This is a genomic window from Arsenicibacter rosenii (genome assembly GCF_001870735.1).
GTDB lineage: Bacteria > Bacteroidota > Bacteroidia > Cytophagales > Spirosomataceae > Arsenicibacter > Arsenicibacter rosenii.
Window position 1 is genome coordinate 185,693 of the sequence record NZ_MORL01000002.1, and the last position, 16,134, is coordinate 201,826.

General features: G+C 53.9%; 13 protein-coding genes. 5 read left to right on the forward strand and 8 right to left on the reverse strand.

Going from position 1 to position 16,134, the window contains the following annotated elements; genetic code table 11:
- Positions 1-46: 46 nt before the first annotated feature.
- Both rsgA and BLX24_RS04745 read right to left on the reverse strand, forming a co-directional pair.
- A complete protein-coding gene (gene rsgA / locus BLX24_RS04740) occupies positions 47-976 on the reverse strand; it encodes a ribosome small subunit-dependent GTPase A (protein ID WP_071501946.1) in 930 nt (309 codons plus the stop codon).
- 39 nt (positions 977-1,015) lie between these two features.
- Entirely contained in the window at positions 1,016-2,293 is a 1,278-nt protein-coding gene (locus BLX24_RS04745) for a 3-deoxy-D-manno-octulosonic acid transferase (RefSeq protein ID WP_071501947.1), read from the reverse strand.
- A gap of 111 nt (positions 2,294-2,404) precedes the next feature.
- Between BLX24_RS04745 and ytxJ the strand changes: the two genes are divergently transcribed.
- Entirely contained in the window at positions 2,405-2,734 is a 330-nt protein-coding gene (gene ytxJ / locus BLX24_RS04750; RefSeq protein WP_071501948.1) for a bacillithiol system redox-active protein YtxJ, read from the forward strand.
- 82 nt (positions 2,735-2,816) lie between these two features.
- Here ytxJ and BLX24_RS04755 read toward each other — a convergent pair whose 3' ends face one another.
- On the reverse strand, positions 2,817-3,260 hold the full coding sequence (locus BLX24_RS04755) for a hypothetical protein (protein ID WP_071501949.1): 444 nt from the start codon (positions 3,258-3,260) through the stop codon (positions 2,817-2,819).
- A gap of 107 nt (positions 3,261-3,367) precedes the next feature.
- Positions 3,368-3,880: a hypothetical protein gene (locus tag BLX24_RS04760; RefSeq protein WP_071501950.1), complete on the reverse strand. Its 513-nt coding sequence runs from the start codon at positions 3,878-3,880 to the stop codon at positions 3,368-3,370.
- A 208-nt stretch (positions 3,881-4,088) separates the two neighbouring features.
- Between BLX24_RS04760 and BLX24_RS04765 the strand changes: the two genes are divergently transcribed.
- Positions 4,089-6,062 (forward strand): helix-turn-helix domain-containing protein, encoded by a 1,974-nt coding sequence (locus tag BLX24_RS04765; protein WP_071501951.1) that lies wholly within the window; start codon positions 4,089-4,091, stop codon positions 6,060-6,062.
- Here the strand turns inward: BLX24_RS04765 and BLX24_RS04770 are convergent.
- Complete coding sequence (locus tag BLX24_RS04770) at positions 6,059-7,198, reverse strand: mechanosensitive ion channel family protein (RefSeq protein ID WP_083421804.1); 1,140 nt, start codon at positions 7,196-7,198, stop codon at positions 6,059-6,061. The two genes, BLX24_RS04765 and BLX24_RS04770, sit on opposite strands and share 4 nt — an antisense overlap.
- 280 nt (positions 7,199-7,478) lie before the next feature.
- Here BLX24_RS04770 and BLX24_RS04775 point away from each other — a divergent pair, with 280 nt between their 5' ends.
- Entirely contained in the window at positions 7,479-8,045 is a 567-nt protein-coding gene (locus BLX24_RS04775) for a Crp/Fnr family transcriptional regulator (protein ID WP_229201702.1), read from the forward strand.
- A gap of 117 nt (positions 8,046-8,162) precedes the next feature.
- Positions 8,163-9,047, forward strand: a complete 885-nt coding sequence (locus BLX24_RS04780) for an SDR family oxidoreductase (protein WP_071501953.1) — start codon at positions 8,163-8,165, stop codon at positions 9,045-9,047.
- A 62-nt stretch (positions 9,048-9,109) separates the two neighbouring features.
- On the opposite strand, the gene BLX24_RS04785 is transcribed toward BLX24_RS04780, so the two are convergent.
- The 3 genes from BLX24_RS04785 to BLX24_RS04795 form a co-directional block, all read right to left on the reverse strand.
- Positions 9,110-10,123 carry a family 43 glycosylhydrolase gene (locus tag BLX24_RS04785; RefSeq protein ID WP_071501954.1) on the reverse strand — a complete coding sequence of 338 codons (1,014 nt, stop codon included), beginning with the start codon at positions 10,121-10,123 and terminating at the stop codon, positions 9,110-9,112.
- A gap of 96 nt (positions 10,124-10,219) precedes the next feature.
- Positions 10,220-11,662: a DUF1501 domain-containing protein gene (locus BLX24_RS04790; RefSeq protein WP_071501955.1), complete on the reverse strand. Its 1,443-nt coding sequence runs from the start codon at positions 11,660-11,662 to the stop codon at positions 10,220-10,222.
- A 4-nt stretch (positions 11,663-11,666) separates the two neighbouring features.
- Positions 11,667-15,140 carry a DUF1553 domain-containing protein gene (locus tag BLX24_RS04795; RefSeq protein WP_071501956.1) on the reverse strand — a complete coding sequence of 1,158 codons (3,474 nt, stop codon included), beginning with the start codon at positions 15,138-15,140 and terminating at the stop codon, positions 11,667-11,669.
- Between the two features lie 202 nt (positions 15,141-15,342).
- Between BLX24_RS04795 and BLX24_RS04800 the strand changes: the two genes are divergently transcribed.
- Positions 15,343-16,110: a cyclase family protein gene (locus tag BLX24_RS04800; RefSeq protein WP_071501957.1), complete on the forward strand. Its 768-nt coding sequence runs from the start codon at positions 15,343-15,345 to the stop codon at positions 16,108-16,110.
- The last annotated feature ends 24 nt before the right edge of the window (positions 16,111-16,134 follow it).

Below are 16,134 nucleotides of genomic sequence, written 5' to 3' on the forward strand. Positions count from 1 at the left end.
TTGTGTTTTGATAGGGCTATGTGGTAAAAAATAGTAACGTTCTGACTTACCGACGGTTATCCTCACCGCTCAGCATGCCCAGGTAACTCCAGTACCGGCTTTCGGCAATGTCGCCCTCACCGACGGCGTCTTTCACCGCACAACCCGGTTCGTTGACGTGCAGGCAGTTGTTGAACCGGCATTGGTTAAGCAGCTCGCGCATTTCCGGAAAATAATGGCTGATTTCTTCTTTCTGCATATCGGCCAGTCCGAGCTCCTTGATACCGGGAGTGTCGATGATGAACGTGCCTGGCCCGAGCTCAAACATTTCGGCGAAGGTTGTGGTGTGCACCCCTTTATTGGCAAAGGTCGATACTTCACTTGTGCGCAGGTTGAGTTCCGGAGAAATGGCGTTAACCAGCGTCGATTTACCCACCCCCGAATGCCCCGACAGGAGGGTTACCTTATTGTCGAGCAAGGCCTTGAACGCATCGACACCTGTCCCTTCGAGGGCGGCGGTGATGAGGCAGTTGTAGCCGATCTTTTCGTAGAGATCAATGATTTCCTGCTGATAGGCCAGTCCTTCTTCGTTCAGGATGTCTGATTTGTTAAAGACAATCGTGGTCGGAATCCGGAATGCTTCGGCCGTTACCAGAAAGCGGTCAATGAAGCCGAGCGATGTGCGGGGCATGGTCAGCGTAGCCAGCAAAACGGCCTGATCAATGTTGGCCGCCAGAATATGACCGTGTGCCGTTTTGTGCACAGACTGCCGGATAATGTAATTCTCCCGTGGCTCAATATCGATGATAATGGCCGTGTTTTCGATTTTATCCTCTACCTCAAACTGCACGTGATCGCCGACCGCAATCGGATTCGTCACTTTGAGGCCCTTTATTTTAAACTTCCCTTTCAGACGGGCATTGTAGATATGGCCGTCGTTATCCCTAACGTCGTACCACGAGCCCGTTGATCGTATGACTAAGCCTTGATGTGCCAAGCAGCAATGAGTTAAATTGAAATAAATCCGCCTGGTGGTTTACCGGCGGGCAGGCAATAGTTGGTTCACGATATGCATAACCTTGTCGGTTGCCCCAATGTTCCGCACCACATAACTGCGGCTGGTAGCCGAGGCCTTTTGCCGGGCAGGTTCGTCGGTATAAAGCCGCCCGAAGGCTGCTGCCAGCTCCTGCGTATTGCTGACCGAAACGGCCCCGCCTTCATCAATCAGGTCGATGGCTTCCTGAAATTTACGATAATTCGGCCCAAAGAACAACGGCATGCTGAATGTCGCCGCTTCCAGAATATTATGCAGCCCTTTGCCAAATGCGCCGCCGATGTATGCATACTGCCCGTATTGATACAGTGACGACAACATGCCGATGTTATCAATGATCAAGACATCCGCCGATGCCAGCTCTTGCGTATTGCCGGCGGTTATCTGCGAGTAACGCACGGCGGTTTTATGCAGGAGCTGCCGCCACTTTTCTATCTCATCGTCGTGAATTTCGTGAGGAGCGATGATCACCTTCAGCGGCTGCGTAAAGCCGTTCAGAAACGGTATCAGCACTTCCATGTCCTGCTGCCAGGCGCTGCCGACTACCAGTACCGGCACCGGATTTCCCGACGGATCGAGCCGGAACGCGGCGGCTACCGGAATTTCCTTTTTCTGATCGGCAACTTGTTTCACGCGGTCAAAGCGCGTATCACCGGCCAGCGTTCTGCGGGTAATGCCGATGCTGTCGAGCAGCCGGACCGAAACCTCATTTTGTACCAGAATGTGGTCGAAGTGGCGCAGCAGGGAGCGGTAAAAGCCGCCGTAGGATTTAAAAAATAACTGCCCCGGCCGGAATATGGTCGAAAACGAAATGACCGGAACCTGAGCGGCTCTGAGTTCATGCAGGTAATTGGCCCAGAACTCATACTTGATGAAGAAAGCAATCGCCGGATGAACGAGCTGCACAAACCGGCGGGCATTTGCGGGCGTATCCGACGGCAGATAAGCCACGATATCGGCTCCGGCGTAGTGTTTACGCACCTCGTAGCCTGATGGCGAAAAAAACGTCAGCAGAATTTTGTAGGCAGGATATTGCTGCCGGAAGGCCTCGATAACAGGCCGTCCCTGCTCAAACTCACCGAGGGAGGCCGCATGAAACCAGGCAACCGGAGCCGTATTGCCGGCCAGCGCCCCGGCCAGATGTTCGGACCAGTTGCGCCGTCCGTCGACCCATAACTTTGCTTTAGGGTTCAGTGGGGCAATCAACTGCAGAAGTCCCTGATACAGATAGATAGATGTATGATAAAGTGCCGAAAACAAGCCGGAGGTCGTTTAATGAAAACTGAGCCGCAAAGGTAGGCATCCGGCAAGAATCCTGAACTTTTCGGCTATAAATTCGGGTTAAATAGCCAAAGAATGTAGCCAGACAACATGAATTGGAATAAACTAACCAACGAATCTCAGCTTGATGCGATCAAGGAAGAGTCGGCCACACAACCGGTGATGATCTTTAAACACAGTACCCGTTGTTCAATTAGTTCGATGGCGCTGAGCCGGATGGAGCGTAACTGGAGCGATGCGGCGGGTATTAAACCCTACTATCTGGATCTGATTGCCGATCGGTCTGTATCCAATCAGGTGGCTGACGTATTCGGCATACAGCACGAGTCGCCGCAGGTTTTGTTAATTCAGAACGGCACATGCGTCTACGATGCGTCCCACATGGGTATTTCGTTCGACAGCGTTAAACAAGCCGTTTGAGGTTAATGAATAATGAATAATGGATAATGTACAATGAAAGGCGTGACCGCATTATTCATTGTACATTATCCATTATTTATGTCTACGCGTTTCCGGTTGTTTTGTCGGGTTCGTCGGCACTTGACGGGGCAAGGCCTCCTTCAGCCGTAGATTTATTCCAGGCTCCGTCCGGCGGTGTTACATCCGCGCCGGGAGCCGGTTCAGGCTGATAGGCAACCATCGGGTTGGCCGGATCAATTGTCGCGTTTTCGGCGTCGATCGGCGGTTGGCCCCATGAGGCGCGTTTGGCTTCTTCGATATCGGCTTCTGTTGTCGCGTCGTCGGTTTCGGCGGCCAGATCTTTTGCTTCCATATAATCGCCAGGTACGTCTGTATCATTACTGTCTGCCCGTTTTGACGGCAGCTCGTTTTCCAGCTGACGGTCACTCAGTTGAGACAGTTCCGGAGCCAGGCCCATCGGGCTATGCATCGCCTGTGAGGCGTATGACTCTGTTGATTCTTTCCGTTGATTACTTGAGATGCTCATAACGTTGTGTATTTAAAAGGGTGTACTGGATTTACGATTTACGAAAGACGATTTACGAGGTAAAGTCAGTCTGCCGAACCTCAATAGCACGTCTTATTGTAAGCTGTTTAATACGTTGGTTTGTGCTCGGTTGAGGTGCCGGTACGGGCGATATCGTCATCCTCTTTTCCGCTTTCGGCGTATGGATTCTCCGGCTTTTCATGCTCCTTTGCCTCTTTTTCGGCTTCGGGCGTATCTACTTCCTCCGCAGAAGCGTAGTCGTCAGGACCATGCGTGGTTACGTCAACAGACGCAGTTTTGCTGGTATCAGGATCATCGGCAGCAATGCTGTGCTGCGCTTCTTCGGTTACCTCTACCGCGCTGTTGGCGTCGTCAGTGTCGTTGAAACGCAGTAGTCCGTTCTGGCTGTCCATGTCGGTGCTGCCAATGCCGCGGATATTGCGGCCATCCTGTCCGCCGCGTACTTCGGCTGTGTCGAGGCCATTGGCGGAGTTTTCAAAAACGTCCTGGTGCTTGTTGTCGTCTGACGGAGCATTAGCACCGGCGTTATCAGGCTCTTTGTCCCGTCCGTTTATCTGAGCGCCGTTTGGGGCGGGCTCATTTTTTTCATCTGTGTTCATAGCGTTGAGTGTCTCCGGAAATAGATCCGGATATATGTACTTAACTTATTTTTAACTGAAAAGTTTTTATATGAAAAAGCTAAGCTAAACAGGTATAAATGTATACTTCTCTGGCAGGCAAAGGTGTAAGAAGATTCACCGGGGTGTGTTAACCTATCGTCTTTTGTCCGTATTTTTGATACCTTAGATTCATCACATCGCGCTGCTTATGCGACTCAATGTAGTCTTTCTTTTCGCCTTGTTATGGCTGCTGGCATTTACCGGTCAGGCGCAACTGGTGATTGAGGTGGTGAAGAGCCCGCCCCTTTTACCGCTGACGTCCGGGCTGTACATTGCCGGTGATTTTAATAACTGGAATCCGGGTGATCCGGCCTATAAACTGAAAAAAGGCGCAAACGGATCATATACTATTACGTTGTCTGATACACTCAAACACTTTGAATACAAACTCACGCAGGGAAGCTGGATGACCGTTGAAGGCGGACCCGAAGGCAAACAACGGCCCAACCGGGTATATAACCGCGCGTTTGAACCGGACCCGAATCACATTCAGATTACCGTAGATTCCTGGGAAATGAAACCGGCCTACCGCTTCGTGATTACGCAGGTGCCGGACAATACGCCCCACGATGCCAGGCTCTACCTGACCGGTAATTTTAATAAGTGGAACCCCGGCGACGAATCCCTGTTGCTGCAACGCCAGTTCGACGGTACCTATCGGGTGTCGGTATATACGGATCTCGAAAAGCTGGAATTTAAATTTACGCGCGGCAACTGGGACTCAGTCGAAGGGCGGGAAAACGGCAAAGCCCGCGCCAACCGGGTCGTTCTCCGCGGTGATAACATCAACAATGAGTCCATTGAGGTGCAGATCCAGAGCTGGGAAGATTTGTCGGGTACTTTTAATTTTTACTCGGTTTATGACCTGCTACTGCTCTTTTCGGCTTTTCAGGGCATTTTGCTGATTATTGCTATCCCCACGATTCAGAACTACAATAAGGCGGCAAACCGGTGGCTGGTAATTCTGCTCGGGCTGTCGTCGTTTGCCATTTTTATCCGGATTTTTGCCAATTACCGTGATGTGGCGCAGTCGTATACGAAACTGGTTTTATTGCCGGACCTGATTCTGTTTACCTACGGCCCGCTGTTTTACATTTATATCAACAAGCTGTTGTACCGGTCGGGGCGGAAAGTGCGTAACTGGTCGTACCGGTTTATTCCGGCAGGGATTCAGGTGCTGATTTATCTGCCGTTTGTGTTTATGAACAGCAAGCAGTTTCAGATTGATATAGTCAATCAGGATGTGTTTGTGATGACCTTATTCCTGGGTGGCGGCTTTCTGTCGCTTTTGTTTAACGCCGGTTACTGGCTGCTGTGTCGCCGTACGATCCGGCATTACCAGCAGGAGTATGAGACAAGCCACTCGTTCGAACATAACATTCAGTACCTCTACACCGTACTGACCATTCAGGCCATTTGTCTGGTGCTGTGGGCGACGTTGTTTATGTTTATCGCGGGTAGCAAGCTGTTTGGTTTCGATCCGACCACCGTTGCCGCCCGCCACGTAGATGCGATCTGGCTGGTATTTTCGACGATTATCTATTTTCTCGGGTACTTTGCCATTCATCAGCCGGAAATTTTCAAGGTACCCGCGTCTGTTCAGCCGGTCGGGTTTTTTGATAATACGCCCGCTATTCCGTTGCTGACACCGGGCAAACCGGTACCTGTAGAAGAAAATCTGCCGCCGATTATTCTGAGTGAAGTCAATGAGGTAGTCGTGCCGGCCGTGATCGAAACCCCGACCCACAAGGCTGAGCCACTGCCCGACGGGGAATTGCAGGTGCTGAAAGAGCAGGTAGAATCCTATCTGCTGCGGCATAAGCTGTTTGCTAACCCGAATCTGACAATCAATGAGCTGGCGTCTAAACTCAAGATGCAGCCTTACCTGCTTTCCAAGGTGATTAATGAAGGCTTTGACAAGAACTTTTTCGACTTCATTAACCACTATCGGGTAGAAGAACTGAAGCGGCGGCTCGATGATCCGCGGTATAAAAACTATACGCTGCTGAGTCTGGCGTTTGACGTTGGCTTTAACTCAAAAACGGCGTTTAACCGGGCATTTAAAAAAATTACCCGGCAAACGCCCAGTGAATACATGAATACCATCCGTGAGGTGGCTTAGCGGCTCCGTAGCGGACCCTGCTGAAATACCGCCTTACCGCCGCTAACCCCCTCCTGACCCGTAAGCTGAACGCGGGTCTGGGGCAGGCTTTGCGGCCAGTTATCGCGCAGTAACGCGATGAGGGCCTCCCGGACGTTACACCGCAAATCGAAGGCCGACGGAGAGTCCCGCGCCGAGACGAGTACCCGGATCTGAATGCAGGTCGGCATGGTGTCGGTTACCTGTACGGCAAATACCTGCTGGTCCCAGAGCGGGTCGGCTTCAACGATGGCCCGGGCCTTTTCCCGTAGCTTATCAACCGGTACATCATAGTCCAGGTAGAGCATGACCGTACCGATAATGGAGGAGTCGTTGCGGGTCCAGTTCTGGAACGGGTTTTCGACAAAGTAGGTAATGGGCAGAATCAGCCGGCGCCGGTCCCAGACCCGCACAACCACGTTGGTCAGGTTAATTTCTTCAATCCGGCCCCATTCGTTTTCAACCACCACCGCATCGCTGATCCGGATTTGCTGCGTCAGCGCAATCTGGATGCCCGCCAGCAGGTTGGCCAGCGTTTTCTGGGCCGCAAAACCGATCAGGACCGAGGCAATCCCCGCCGAGGTCAGTACGCTGAGACCGAGTTTACGGCTACCCTGAAACGAAATCAGAATGAGTGAAATGCCCACAATAACCACAACCAGCGATACCAGCCGCCGGACAAAATGAAGCTGGGTGACAAACTTCCGCTGTGATATGTTAATGTCCTGAGCCGGATCGTAATGCCGGATGACTAACAGTTCGCCAACCTTCAGCAGTCTCAGAATCATCCAGATGGAGGCACCGATAAACAGGACTTCCGAAAACTTATCGACCAGCGGATGCTGCCGCAAAAAACGGCTGGACTGAATATTGGCCGCAACCAGAAAAAACAAGGTCGGCACGAACACATAAAAGGCTTCCCGCACGTAGATCCTGAGCAGGGTCAGCAGGGCAACCGGGCGGCGCCGCAGCACAAAAGTGATAACCTGGGAGACGATGAAACAGAAAAGCAGCCCGGCGATGGTTGTTGTGGCCATCAGGAGCCAGCCGTTCCGGGTAGCCATGCGCCAGGTGAGGTCCCAGTCGACGTTTTTGAGGTAGTGTTGTATTTTTTCCATGTGGTATGCTTCGTGGAGCAACATAACAAAGCCACGTGTATTCAGTAAACGTGGTCAGAGTGGGTATGTTTTGCGGTTCATGATTTGTTGATACATCGCAGCCCGGAAAAGATCCGGGCTAACGGATGCTGTTTCCTGAAGATAAACCCGGCAAAACAGCCTTTGGGAACTTTTGCCGCGTATTTGATGCTGCTACCTCAGAACACCCTACAAAGCAGCGTTTTCAGGCCGCTGAGATCGCTAAAAGCAAGCCGGTATGTCAGCGATTTTCGAAAATTACATGAAAATACATTGCCCTGCCTTATCTGACAACGAAATCAGCGTGATCAGGCAGGCGGCTGTCGTCAGAACCATCCGGAAAAAGCAGTTGCTGTTGCAGGCCGGTGAGATCTGCCGCTACAAAATGTTTGTCATGAGCGGTTTTTTGCGGACATATCGGATTGGTACGGATGGTGTTGATCATACCCTGCACTTTTCGCCGCAGCTGAACTGGCTTACCGATGGAGAGAGCTATACCAATCAGACACCATCCCTGTATTGTATTGACGCGCTGGAAGAATCGGAGCTTTTGTTGTGGAGCCGAGATCGTTTCAACGCCTTGTTTCAGCACATACCGGCCCTGAAAGAATTTTCCGAACAACTGATTGCCCGTAATCTGTATCTGAGCCGCAACCGCCTTTATAAAACCATCAGCGCAACACCTGCCGAGAAATACGAAGATTTTATTAACACCTATCCCGGAATTCTGTTGCGGATACCGCTGCGGATGGTTGCCTCCTATCTGGGCGTTTCGCTTAAAACGCTGACCCGTATCCGGCATGCCCAACTGCCGCAGGAAATGAAATAGGGTCAAATGTCCTCTTTTTCGGCAAGGCGGTTCCGCAATTTTGCCTGACAAACTACGGGGGCGTACGCTGCCTGCTTTACCGGTACAGCACGGCCCCCACAAAAACAGGTAACTCATATGCGCGTATTCGTAACAGGAGCCAGTGGCTTTATCGGCTCCGCCATTGTACAGGAATTAATCCATGCCGGTCATCAGGTGACCGGCCTTGCCCGTTCAGCAGCCTCAGCAACGGCGCTGGCCAATGCCGGTGCCGACGTACTGCAAGGCAGTCTTGAGGACCTCGACAGCCTGAAAAAAGGGGCTGCCGGCGCAGACGGCGTGATTCATGCGGCGTTTATTCACGATTTTAGTAATTACCTGGCCGCAGCCGAAACCGATAAAAAAGCAATTGAGGCGATTGGCTCAGTACTGATCGGCTCAGATCGTCCGCTGGTAGTGACCGCCGGCATTCTGGGCATACGGAATGATGGCCAACTGATCACAGAAGATGATCCGGCACCGGGCTTTCCGCGTGCCTCGGAGGCCGCAGCCATGGCACTGGCGGAGGCTGGTGTACGGGCTTCCGTTATCCGGCTGCCACCGTCGGTACATGACCAGGGCGATTATGGTTTTGTGCCGTTTATCATCGGTATGGCCAGAAAGCATGGTGTGTCGGCCTATGTTGGCGAGGGCACGAACCGCTGGCCGGCAGTGCACCGGCTGGATGCCGCGCTGGTATTCCGGCTGGCGCTGGAAAAAGGAGAGACAGGACGCCGCTACAACGCGATTGGTGATGAAGGAATACCCGTGCGGGAAATTGCCGGTGTTATCGGACAGTACCTGAACCTGCCGGTTGCCTCGGTTCCGGCAGAAGAAGCGGCGGCTCATTTTGCGTGGATGAGCCGGTTTATTATGTTCGATAGCCCCGCATCGGCCGTTAAAACAAAAGAACAGTTAAACTGGACACCCCTGCATCCGGGCCTGCTCGATGACCTGAACAAGGGGCACTATTTCGGCCATTAACACGAAAGCCCATCCGGAAATAATCGCCTTCCGGATGGGCTTTCCACCAATCATACATTCGCTCACTTTCCTGACAAGGCCGGCTTACTACCCTGCCAGCTTACCGGCTCATTGGACAGCAGCCAGGTACGGCCTTTGTCATTGTTGCCCTGGTAAAAGAGGTATGTGCGTTTATTGCGGTCTTCAAACAGATGCGGATGTCCCGACTCACTGCTGTTCCAGGTACCGGGAGCACCGTTTTTAAGAAAAGGCTCGTTTTGCAGCCGTTCCCAATGCAGGCCGTCGCGGCTGTGGGCGATACCGATCTGTTGCGGCCAGTTGTTGTAGGCGCCGGCATAAAACATGACCAGTTCGCCGTTGCGCTCAATGACCGACGCGCCCTCAATGCAGTCACCTTCCCAGGGCAGTTCGGGTTTGAGAATAGGTCCGTCGGTAGAAAGCTGCTTCCACTCCTCACGGTTAAAGCTGGTTTTCAGCGGCGCAACGGCCACGCCCAGTAGCTGTTTTTTATACTCCGGATCGCGCGTGGCAAAAAAGAGAAAATACTGACCTTTAAATGGATAGACCTCTGCATCGATGGCGCGGCCACAATTCCAGGCACCGGCCGGCCGGAAAACCGGGTTGGTTTCGTTGCGGGTAAAATGAATACCATCGGCCGACCAGGCATGGCAGATCGCGTCTTTGGGGCCACCGCCGTAGGTCTGGTAAAACAGTTGTACGTTGCCATCCTTTACCAAGGCACCCGGCGCGCAGATCCCTGCTTTCTCGTAGTCGGCCACCGGCGGAATTTCGGCGATTTTCTGCCAGTCGGTCAGGTTCGTACTTTCGGCAATACCGATGCCCCAGCCATGTTTGGTGCCGCTGGAATCCGTATAAGCCGGTACGGAGAAGTACATCAGATAACGCCCCTTGAACCGGACGACATGCGGATCTTTGGCGTAGGGGCGACCCAGCCGTGCCCGGTCGCCATACATCATTTTCGGGGTATCATGGTGGTCTGCCGGTTGCGGGCGCAGCCAGGCGGTGCTGCCGGTCAGGAGCAGAAACAGGAATAAACCAGCGGAATAGTTTTTCATTGCGTCAGGACAAAACAAGGTTATTTCAGCCCTTGTAAAAGTGGCTGAGCTGTGAGAAACTACCCGTTTGCCTTCAACCCTTCCGGGAGTACCAATCTATGCCAGCAGCGGTTTTACCACCGTTCCGTGTACATCGGTCAGGCGGTAGCGGCGGCCCTGGAACTTAAAGGTCATCTGCTCATGGTCGAGGCCCATCAGGTGCATAACCGTCGCCTGAAAATCATGGACATGTACTGGGTCACGGGCGATGTTATAGCCGAATTCGTCGGTTTCGCCGTAGACAAGCCCTTTCTTGACGCCTGCGCCCGCCATCCAGATCGTATAGCAACGCGGATGGTGGTCGCGGCCGTAATTGTCGCGGGTCAGCTTACCCTGCGAATAGTTGGTCCGGCCAAATTCGCCGCCCCAGATGACCAGCGTTTCGTCGAGCAGGCCACGCTGCTTGAGATCCATAATCAACGCCGCCGACGCCTGATCGACACTCTTCGTCTGAATCTGAATATCGTTGGGCAGGTTGCCGTGCTGGTCCCATCCCTGATGATACAACTGGACGAATTTTACGTCTTTTTCGATCAGCTTCCGGGCCAGCAGGCAGTTGGCCGCAAACGTGCCCGGCTTGCGGCTCTCGGGGCCGTACATGTCGAAAATATAAGCGGGTTCTTTGGAAATATCGAGCGTTTCGGGCACCGACGCCTGCATGCGGTAGGCCATCTCATACTGCGCCATCCGGTTGTTGATCTCCGGATCGAGTACGTGTTTGTACTGCTCCTGATGCATTTTCGTCAGGTAATCCAGCATCCGGCGGCGGCTGGCACGGTCGACGCCCGGCGGGTTGTTGAGGTAAAATACCGGATCAGGCCCTGAGCGGAAGACCACTCCCTGATGCACCGATGGCAAAAAGCCATTGCTCCAGAGCTTGGCATACAGCGGCTGGTCACCGTCGCGGCCTTTGGAGAGCAGCACCACAAAGGCCGGCAGGTTCTGGTTATCCGAGCCGAGTCCGTAGCTGATCCACGACCCGAAACTAGGCCGGCCACCTTGCTGTGATCCCGTCTGAATAAACGTAACGGCAGGGTCATGGTTAATGGCCTCGGTATGCATCGTCCGGATAAACGTCAGATCACTGGCTACCTTCGATGTGTAGGGCAGCAGTTCACTGATCCACATGCGGCCGGGGCCGTGCTGCGCAAATTTAAATGTTGATGCTGCCAGCGGAAAGCGACTCTGGCCCGCCGACATACCCGTCAGCCGCTGGCCTTTCCGCACGGATTCGGGCAGGTCCTGCCCCCACATTTTTTCGAGACGCGGCTTATAATCGAACAGTTCCAGCTGCGAGGGCGCGCCACTCTGGAACAGGTAGATAACCCGCTTCACCTTTGGCGGGAAATGTGGTTTCCCTAAGGCCGGGCCTTCCGATGCTGATGCGGCGCCCGGATTCAGCAGCGACGCCAGCGCCAGTGTACCAATGCCCGCACTTGTCTGGCCGAGGAACGTCCGGCGGCTCATCATGTCATGTAATTGATCCTGAATGTCAGACATGATCTTATCGTTTAATAATGGCTTCGTCGAAATTCATAACAGTGCTGGCCACAATGGTCAGGGCAGCTACATCGGCCGGCGGAAGCTGCCGGTCGACAGCGTGCCGGCCAACGGTCAGCAGGTCAGCGATCCGCTTCGGATTCGCGCGGAAATCGCGCAGCTCTTCGGCGTAGAGTTGTTGCATCAGGGCTACCTCCGTTGGTCGGGCGGGGCGGCTGATGATGGCTTTGAACAGATACGAGATAGCAGCTTCCGAAGGTTGCCCTCCCGCTGCCGGATACGTTTTCAGGGTATGTTGGGCCAGCGCACGGGCTGCTTCGACAAACTGCGGGTCGTTGAGTGTCACCAGTGCCTGTAGGGGTGTTGATGTCTTCTGACGGCGGACGGTGCAGGTATGCCGCTCAGCCGCGTCGAAGTTGAGCATCATCGGTGGCGGCGAAGACCGTTTCCAGATCGTATACAGCGACCGCCGATACAAGCTGTCGCCCTGACTTTCAATGTATTTGACCGCATTCCGTGTCGCCAGTGCTTCCCAGATACCTGCCGGCTGGTAGGGCCGTACGCTGGGACCGCCGATGTGCCGGCTCAGGAGGCCGCCTGCTACCAGAGCATTGTCCCGGACCTGCTCGGCCGACATCCGGTAGCTCGCTCCGCGCGTCAGGAAGGTATTGTCATAATCCTTGTCGCGAACAGGTTCCGGTACCGACGACGACTGGCGGTAGGTGGCCGACATAACAATCTGCTTATGTAGCGCCTTCACGTTCCAGCCGCTCTCGCGGAACGTAACCGCCAGGTAATCCAGCAGTTCGGGGTGCGACGGCAGGTTACCCTGATTGCCGAAATCATCACTGGTTTTCACCAGGCCCTGGCCAAAATACTGTTGCCAGATGCGGTTAACGATCACGCGGCTGAACAGCGGGTTCTCCTTATCAAGCAGCCATTGGGCCAGGCCGAGCCGGTTTTTCGGGGCATCGCCGGAAAATTTAAGCAGTTGTTCGGGTGTATTCGGCTGTACTTCGTCGCCGGGCGCATCGTAGGCTCCCCGCTTCAGAATAAACGTCTGCCGCGGAAACTTGCGCTCCGTCATGGTCATCACCTGATCCGAATTGGTAAAGATCTCCATCGACTCACCGCGCAGTTTCATGGCTTCGGCGTATGCTTTTTTATAGCCGCCATCAAGGGTCGATACGTAAAAATTATAGAGCTCTGCACGTTGTTCGGCAGTCCGGTCGTCGGCCGGTGTCCGCAGCGCTTCCAGCAGCGCGTCCGGTTTTCCGGCCAGGCGTGGCATTTCAATCGGACTCAGGGCGCGGTCAAATATTTTCAGCTCATCGACAGCCACGTCCTTGAGGTAATAGTCGTGCATGCGGCCGACGTAGAACGAGTGCTGGGCCCAGTGGGTTTTATTTTTGCCGTAAATAATGCTGTGGTGCAGGTTATCCGTAATTACCCGCGTTTCCATGGGTTTGCCGTTCAGGTATAGTTTCACGCCCCGTGTATGGCCGGAACCATCGTACGTCATCGCAATCTGAAACCACTCCTTAACCGGGACTTTATCGATGCTTTCGACATCAAGCGCATTATTGGGCCATACATGGCTCAGCATTACCTTAACGCGGCCGTCTTTCAGGAGGTCGACCTCATAACCACGCTGCCCGTCCATGGGTCCGGCGGTCCGGCCCATGAGTGTCCCTTCCAGTCCCGGTTTCGACAGGTTGAACCAGGCACTGAGCGTAAACGGCTGGTTTTGTTCAAAAACGGCGAATTCATACGGCAACTGAATCTGGCTGTCGCCGAAGAGATACCGGGCTTTACCGAAGCGCCCCGGCACCGATTTCGGAAAACGCTCCATATCGCCGCTCAACCGGGCCGGGATGGTGTCATTAACCGTATTTTTAAAGGCGTTGCGCGGGTCTTTTTCCAGCTCAGCCCATGATTTACGTTTTGGTTTTTCCGGCTCTTTCGGTGGTTCGGGTTTCAGCTTACCGGCAGCCCGCAAAGCCTCTTCCTGTTTCTTTTTCTCCTGTTCCTGCTTTTTCCGGATTTCTTCCTGCTTCGCAAATTCCTTAAAATTGACGCGGTCGGCCTCGTCAAACGTGTAGTGGGCAATCAGGCCGAGCTTATCAGTCGAAACCGGTTTTTGGGCTGCCCCGGCCAGCCATTGCCCGAAACGCTGCTGGTATTCGGGGCGGTTGGTATTGAGCTGCTGCTCAACCGGCCGGAGCTGTTTCTGAATGTATTTTACTTTGGCTTCGGCATCTTTCGACAGGAGCGTAATGGTCGGTGCGGCCTCCCCGTTGTACGGGATCTGCCCCCGGTCGTTGTTGCTGTTGAAGAAGGCGTACAACGAATAATAATCCTTCTGACTGATCGGATCATACTTGTGGTCGTGGCAGCGGGCGCATTCAACGGTCAGGCCCAGAAAGGCCTTGCCAAAGGTGTTGGTGCGGTCGGCTACGTACTCGACCCGATACTCTTCATCGACAATACCGCCTTCCTGACTTTGCTGGTGGTTCCGGTTGAAGGCCGTAGCAATCAGCATGTCGCGGGTCGGACGCGGGTGTTCGGGGGTAGGCAGCATATCGCCGGCCAGCTGCCAGGTCACAAACTTGTCGTACGACAGATTCCGGTTAAAGGCGCTGATGACCCAGTCGCGGTACGGCCAGGAAGTGCGTAAGCCGTCGTCCTGATAACCGTGGGTATCGGCATACCGGGCCACATCGAGCCAGTCGCTGGCCTGCCGTTCGCCGAAGTGCGGACTGGCCAGCAGCCGGTCAACGGCCTTTTCGTAGGCGTTCGGCGATTTGTCGGCCAGGAAGGCGTCGACCTCGCCGGTGGTGGGGGGCAGGCCGGTCAGGTCGAGGCTGGCGCGGCGGAGCAACGTCGTTTTATCGGCTTCTGGCGCTGGTTTCAACTTTTTTTCTTCGTGTTTTTGCGCCACAAACCGGTCGATGTCGTTGCGTATCCACGCGTTGTTATTGACAACGGGCAGTTCCGGCATCGTCGGGGCTACCAGCGACCAGTGTGGTTTATATTCCGCTCCCTGTTCAATCCAGCGCACGAGCAAGGCTTTTTCTTCCGTGCTCAGCGACAGGTGCGATTCCGGCGTCGGCATCATCATCTCCGGATCGGAACTCATGATGCGGTGGTACAGCTCACTGCCGTCCACGTCGCCGGGAACAATGGCGCGGTTGCCGCTTTCCAGTTTTTCGTAGGCATTATCGGCAATATCGAGCCGTAGCCCTGCTTTTTGCTTGTTCTTATCCGGACCGTGGCAGGCAAAGCACCGGTCAGACAGAATCGGTTTGATGTGCAGGTTATAATCGACGGTTTTGGGCAAGGTATTGTCCAGAGCCAGTAATTCGGCAGGTTTCTCGGTATGCCGGTTACAGGCGGTAAACCAGACCGCCGACGCAAGCAGGCCGGCAGCAGAGAAAAGGCTTAGATAACGGACTCGTATGTCGGACCAGTAATGCATACGATGAATAGTTGAGGAACAAGGTGACTATAACAAAAATACACGGATCTTACTATAAAGTGTTAGTAAAAGGCAATTTTGTGCAGGAATTAGTCAAGTTCGGATGATATACCGGACTGAGCAGCGGCATTTCAGAAATTATGTACAGTTTCGTGCATTAAGATACTGTATATTTCGGCTATTTCCGGTTGTTAACTGCCCTATGCCCCGTATCATTGACCTTTCGAAACCTATTCAGTTTAATGCACAGGACCCGTGGTTTATGCGGGTAAAAATCAAACATAAAGCCCATAGCAGCGCCCGCTGGCTGATCCGGTTTCTGGGCCTGCCGTTCCGGTTGTTTCCGCCGGGCTTTTCGGGCTGGGCCGACGATACGATCAAGCACATGGGCGTGCATGCTACTACGCACATCGACGCGCCCTGGCATTATTTCCCCACCGTTGCCGGGCAGCCTGCCAAGACCATTGATCAGGTGCCGCTGGACTGGTGCTACGGGGATGGCCTGAAACTTGATATGACCCACAAGGCCGATTTTGATCCTATTACGGTCGATGACCTGAACGCTGAGCTGGCCCGCACGAAGGCGGTGCTGAGGCCCGGCATGATCGTACTGATTCAGACCGGCCGCGACCGGTTCAACGGCACCAAAGAGTTTGCCGAGGTGGGTACGGGCATGAGTAAGGAGGCGACGGAATGGCTGATTGATCAGGGTATTAAGATCATGGGTATTGATCAGTGGGGATGGGACCTGCCGCTGCGCTACATGATTGAGCAGGCCAAAACCACCCATAATCCGGATCTGTTCTGGGAGGGACATCTGGTCGGGCGCGAAAAGGAATACTGCCACATTGAGCAGCTGGTCAATCTTGGTGCGTTGCCGGTCTCGGGCTTCAAAGTGTGCGTTTTCCCGCTGAAAATTGTCGGGGCCTCCGCTGCCCCCGCCCGCGTTGTGGCCATTCTGGAGGAGTGACACCATAGCACTCCTTTTACAAAA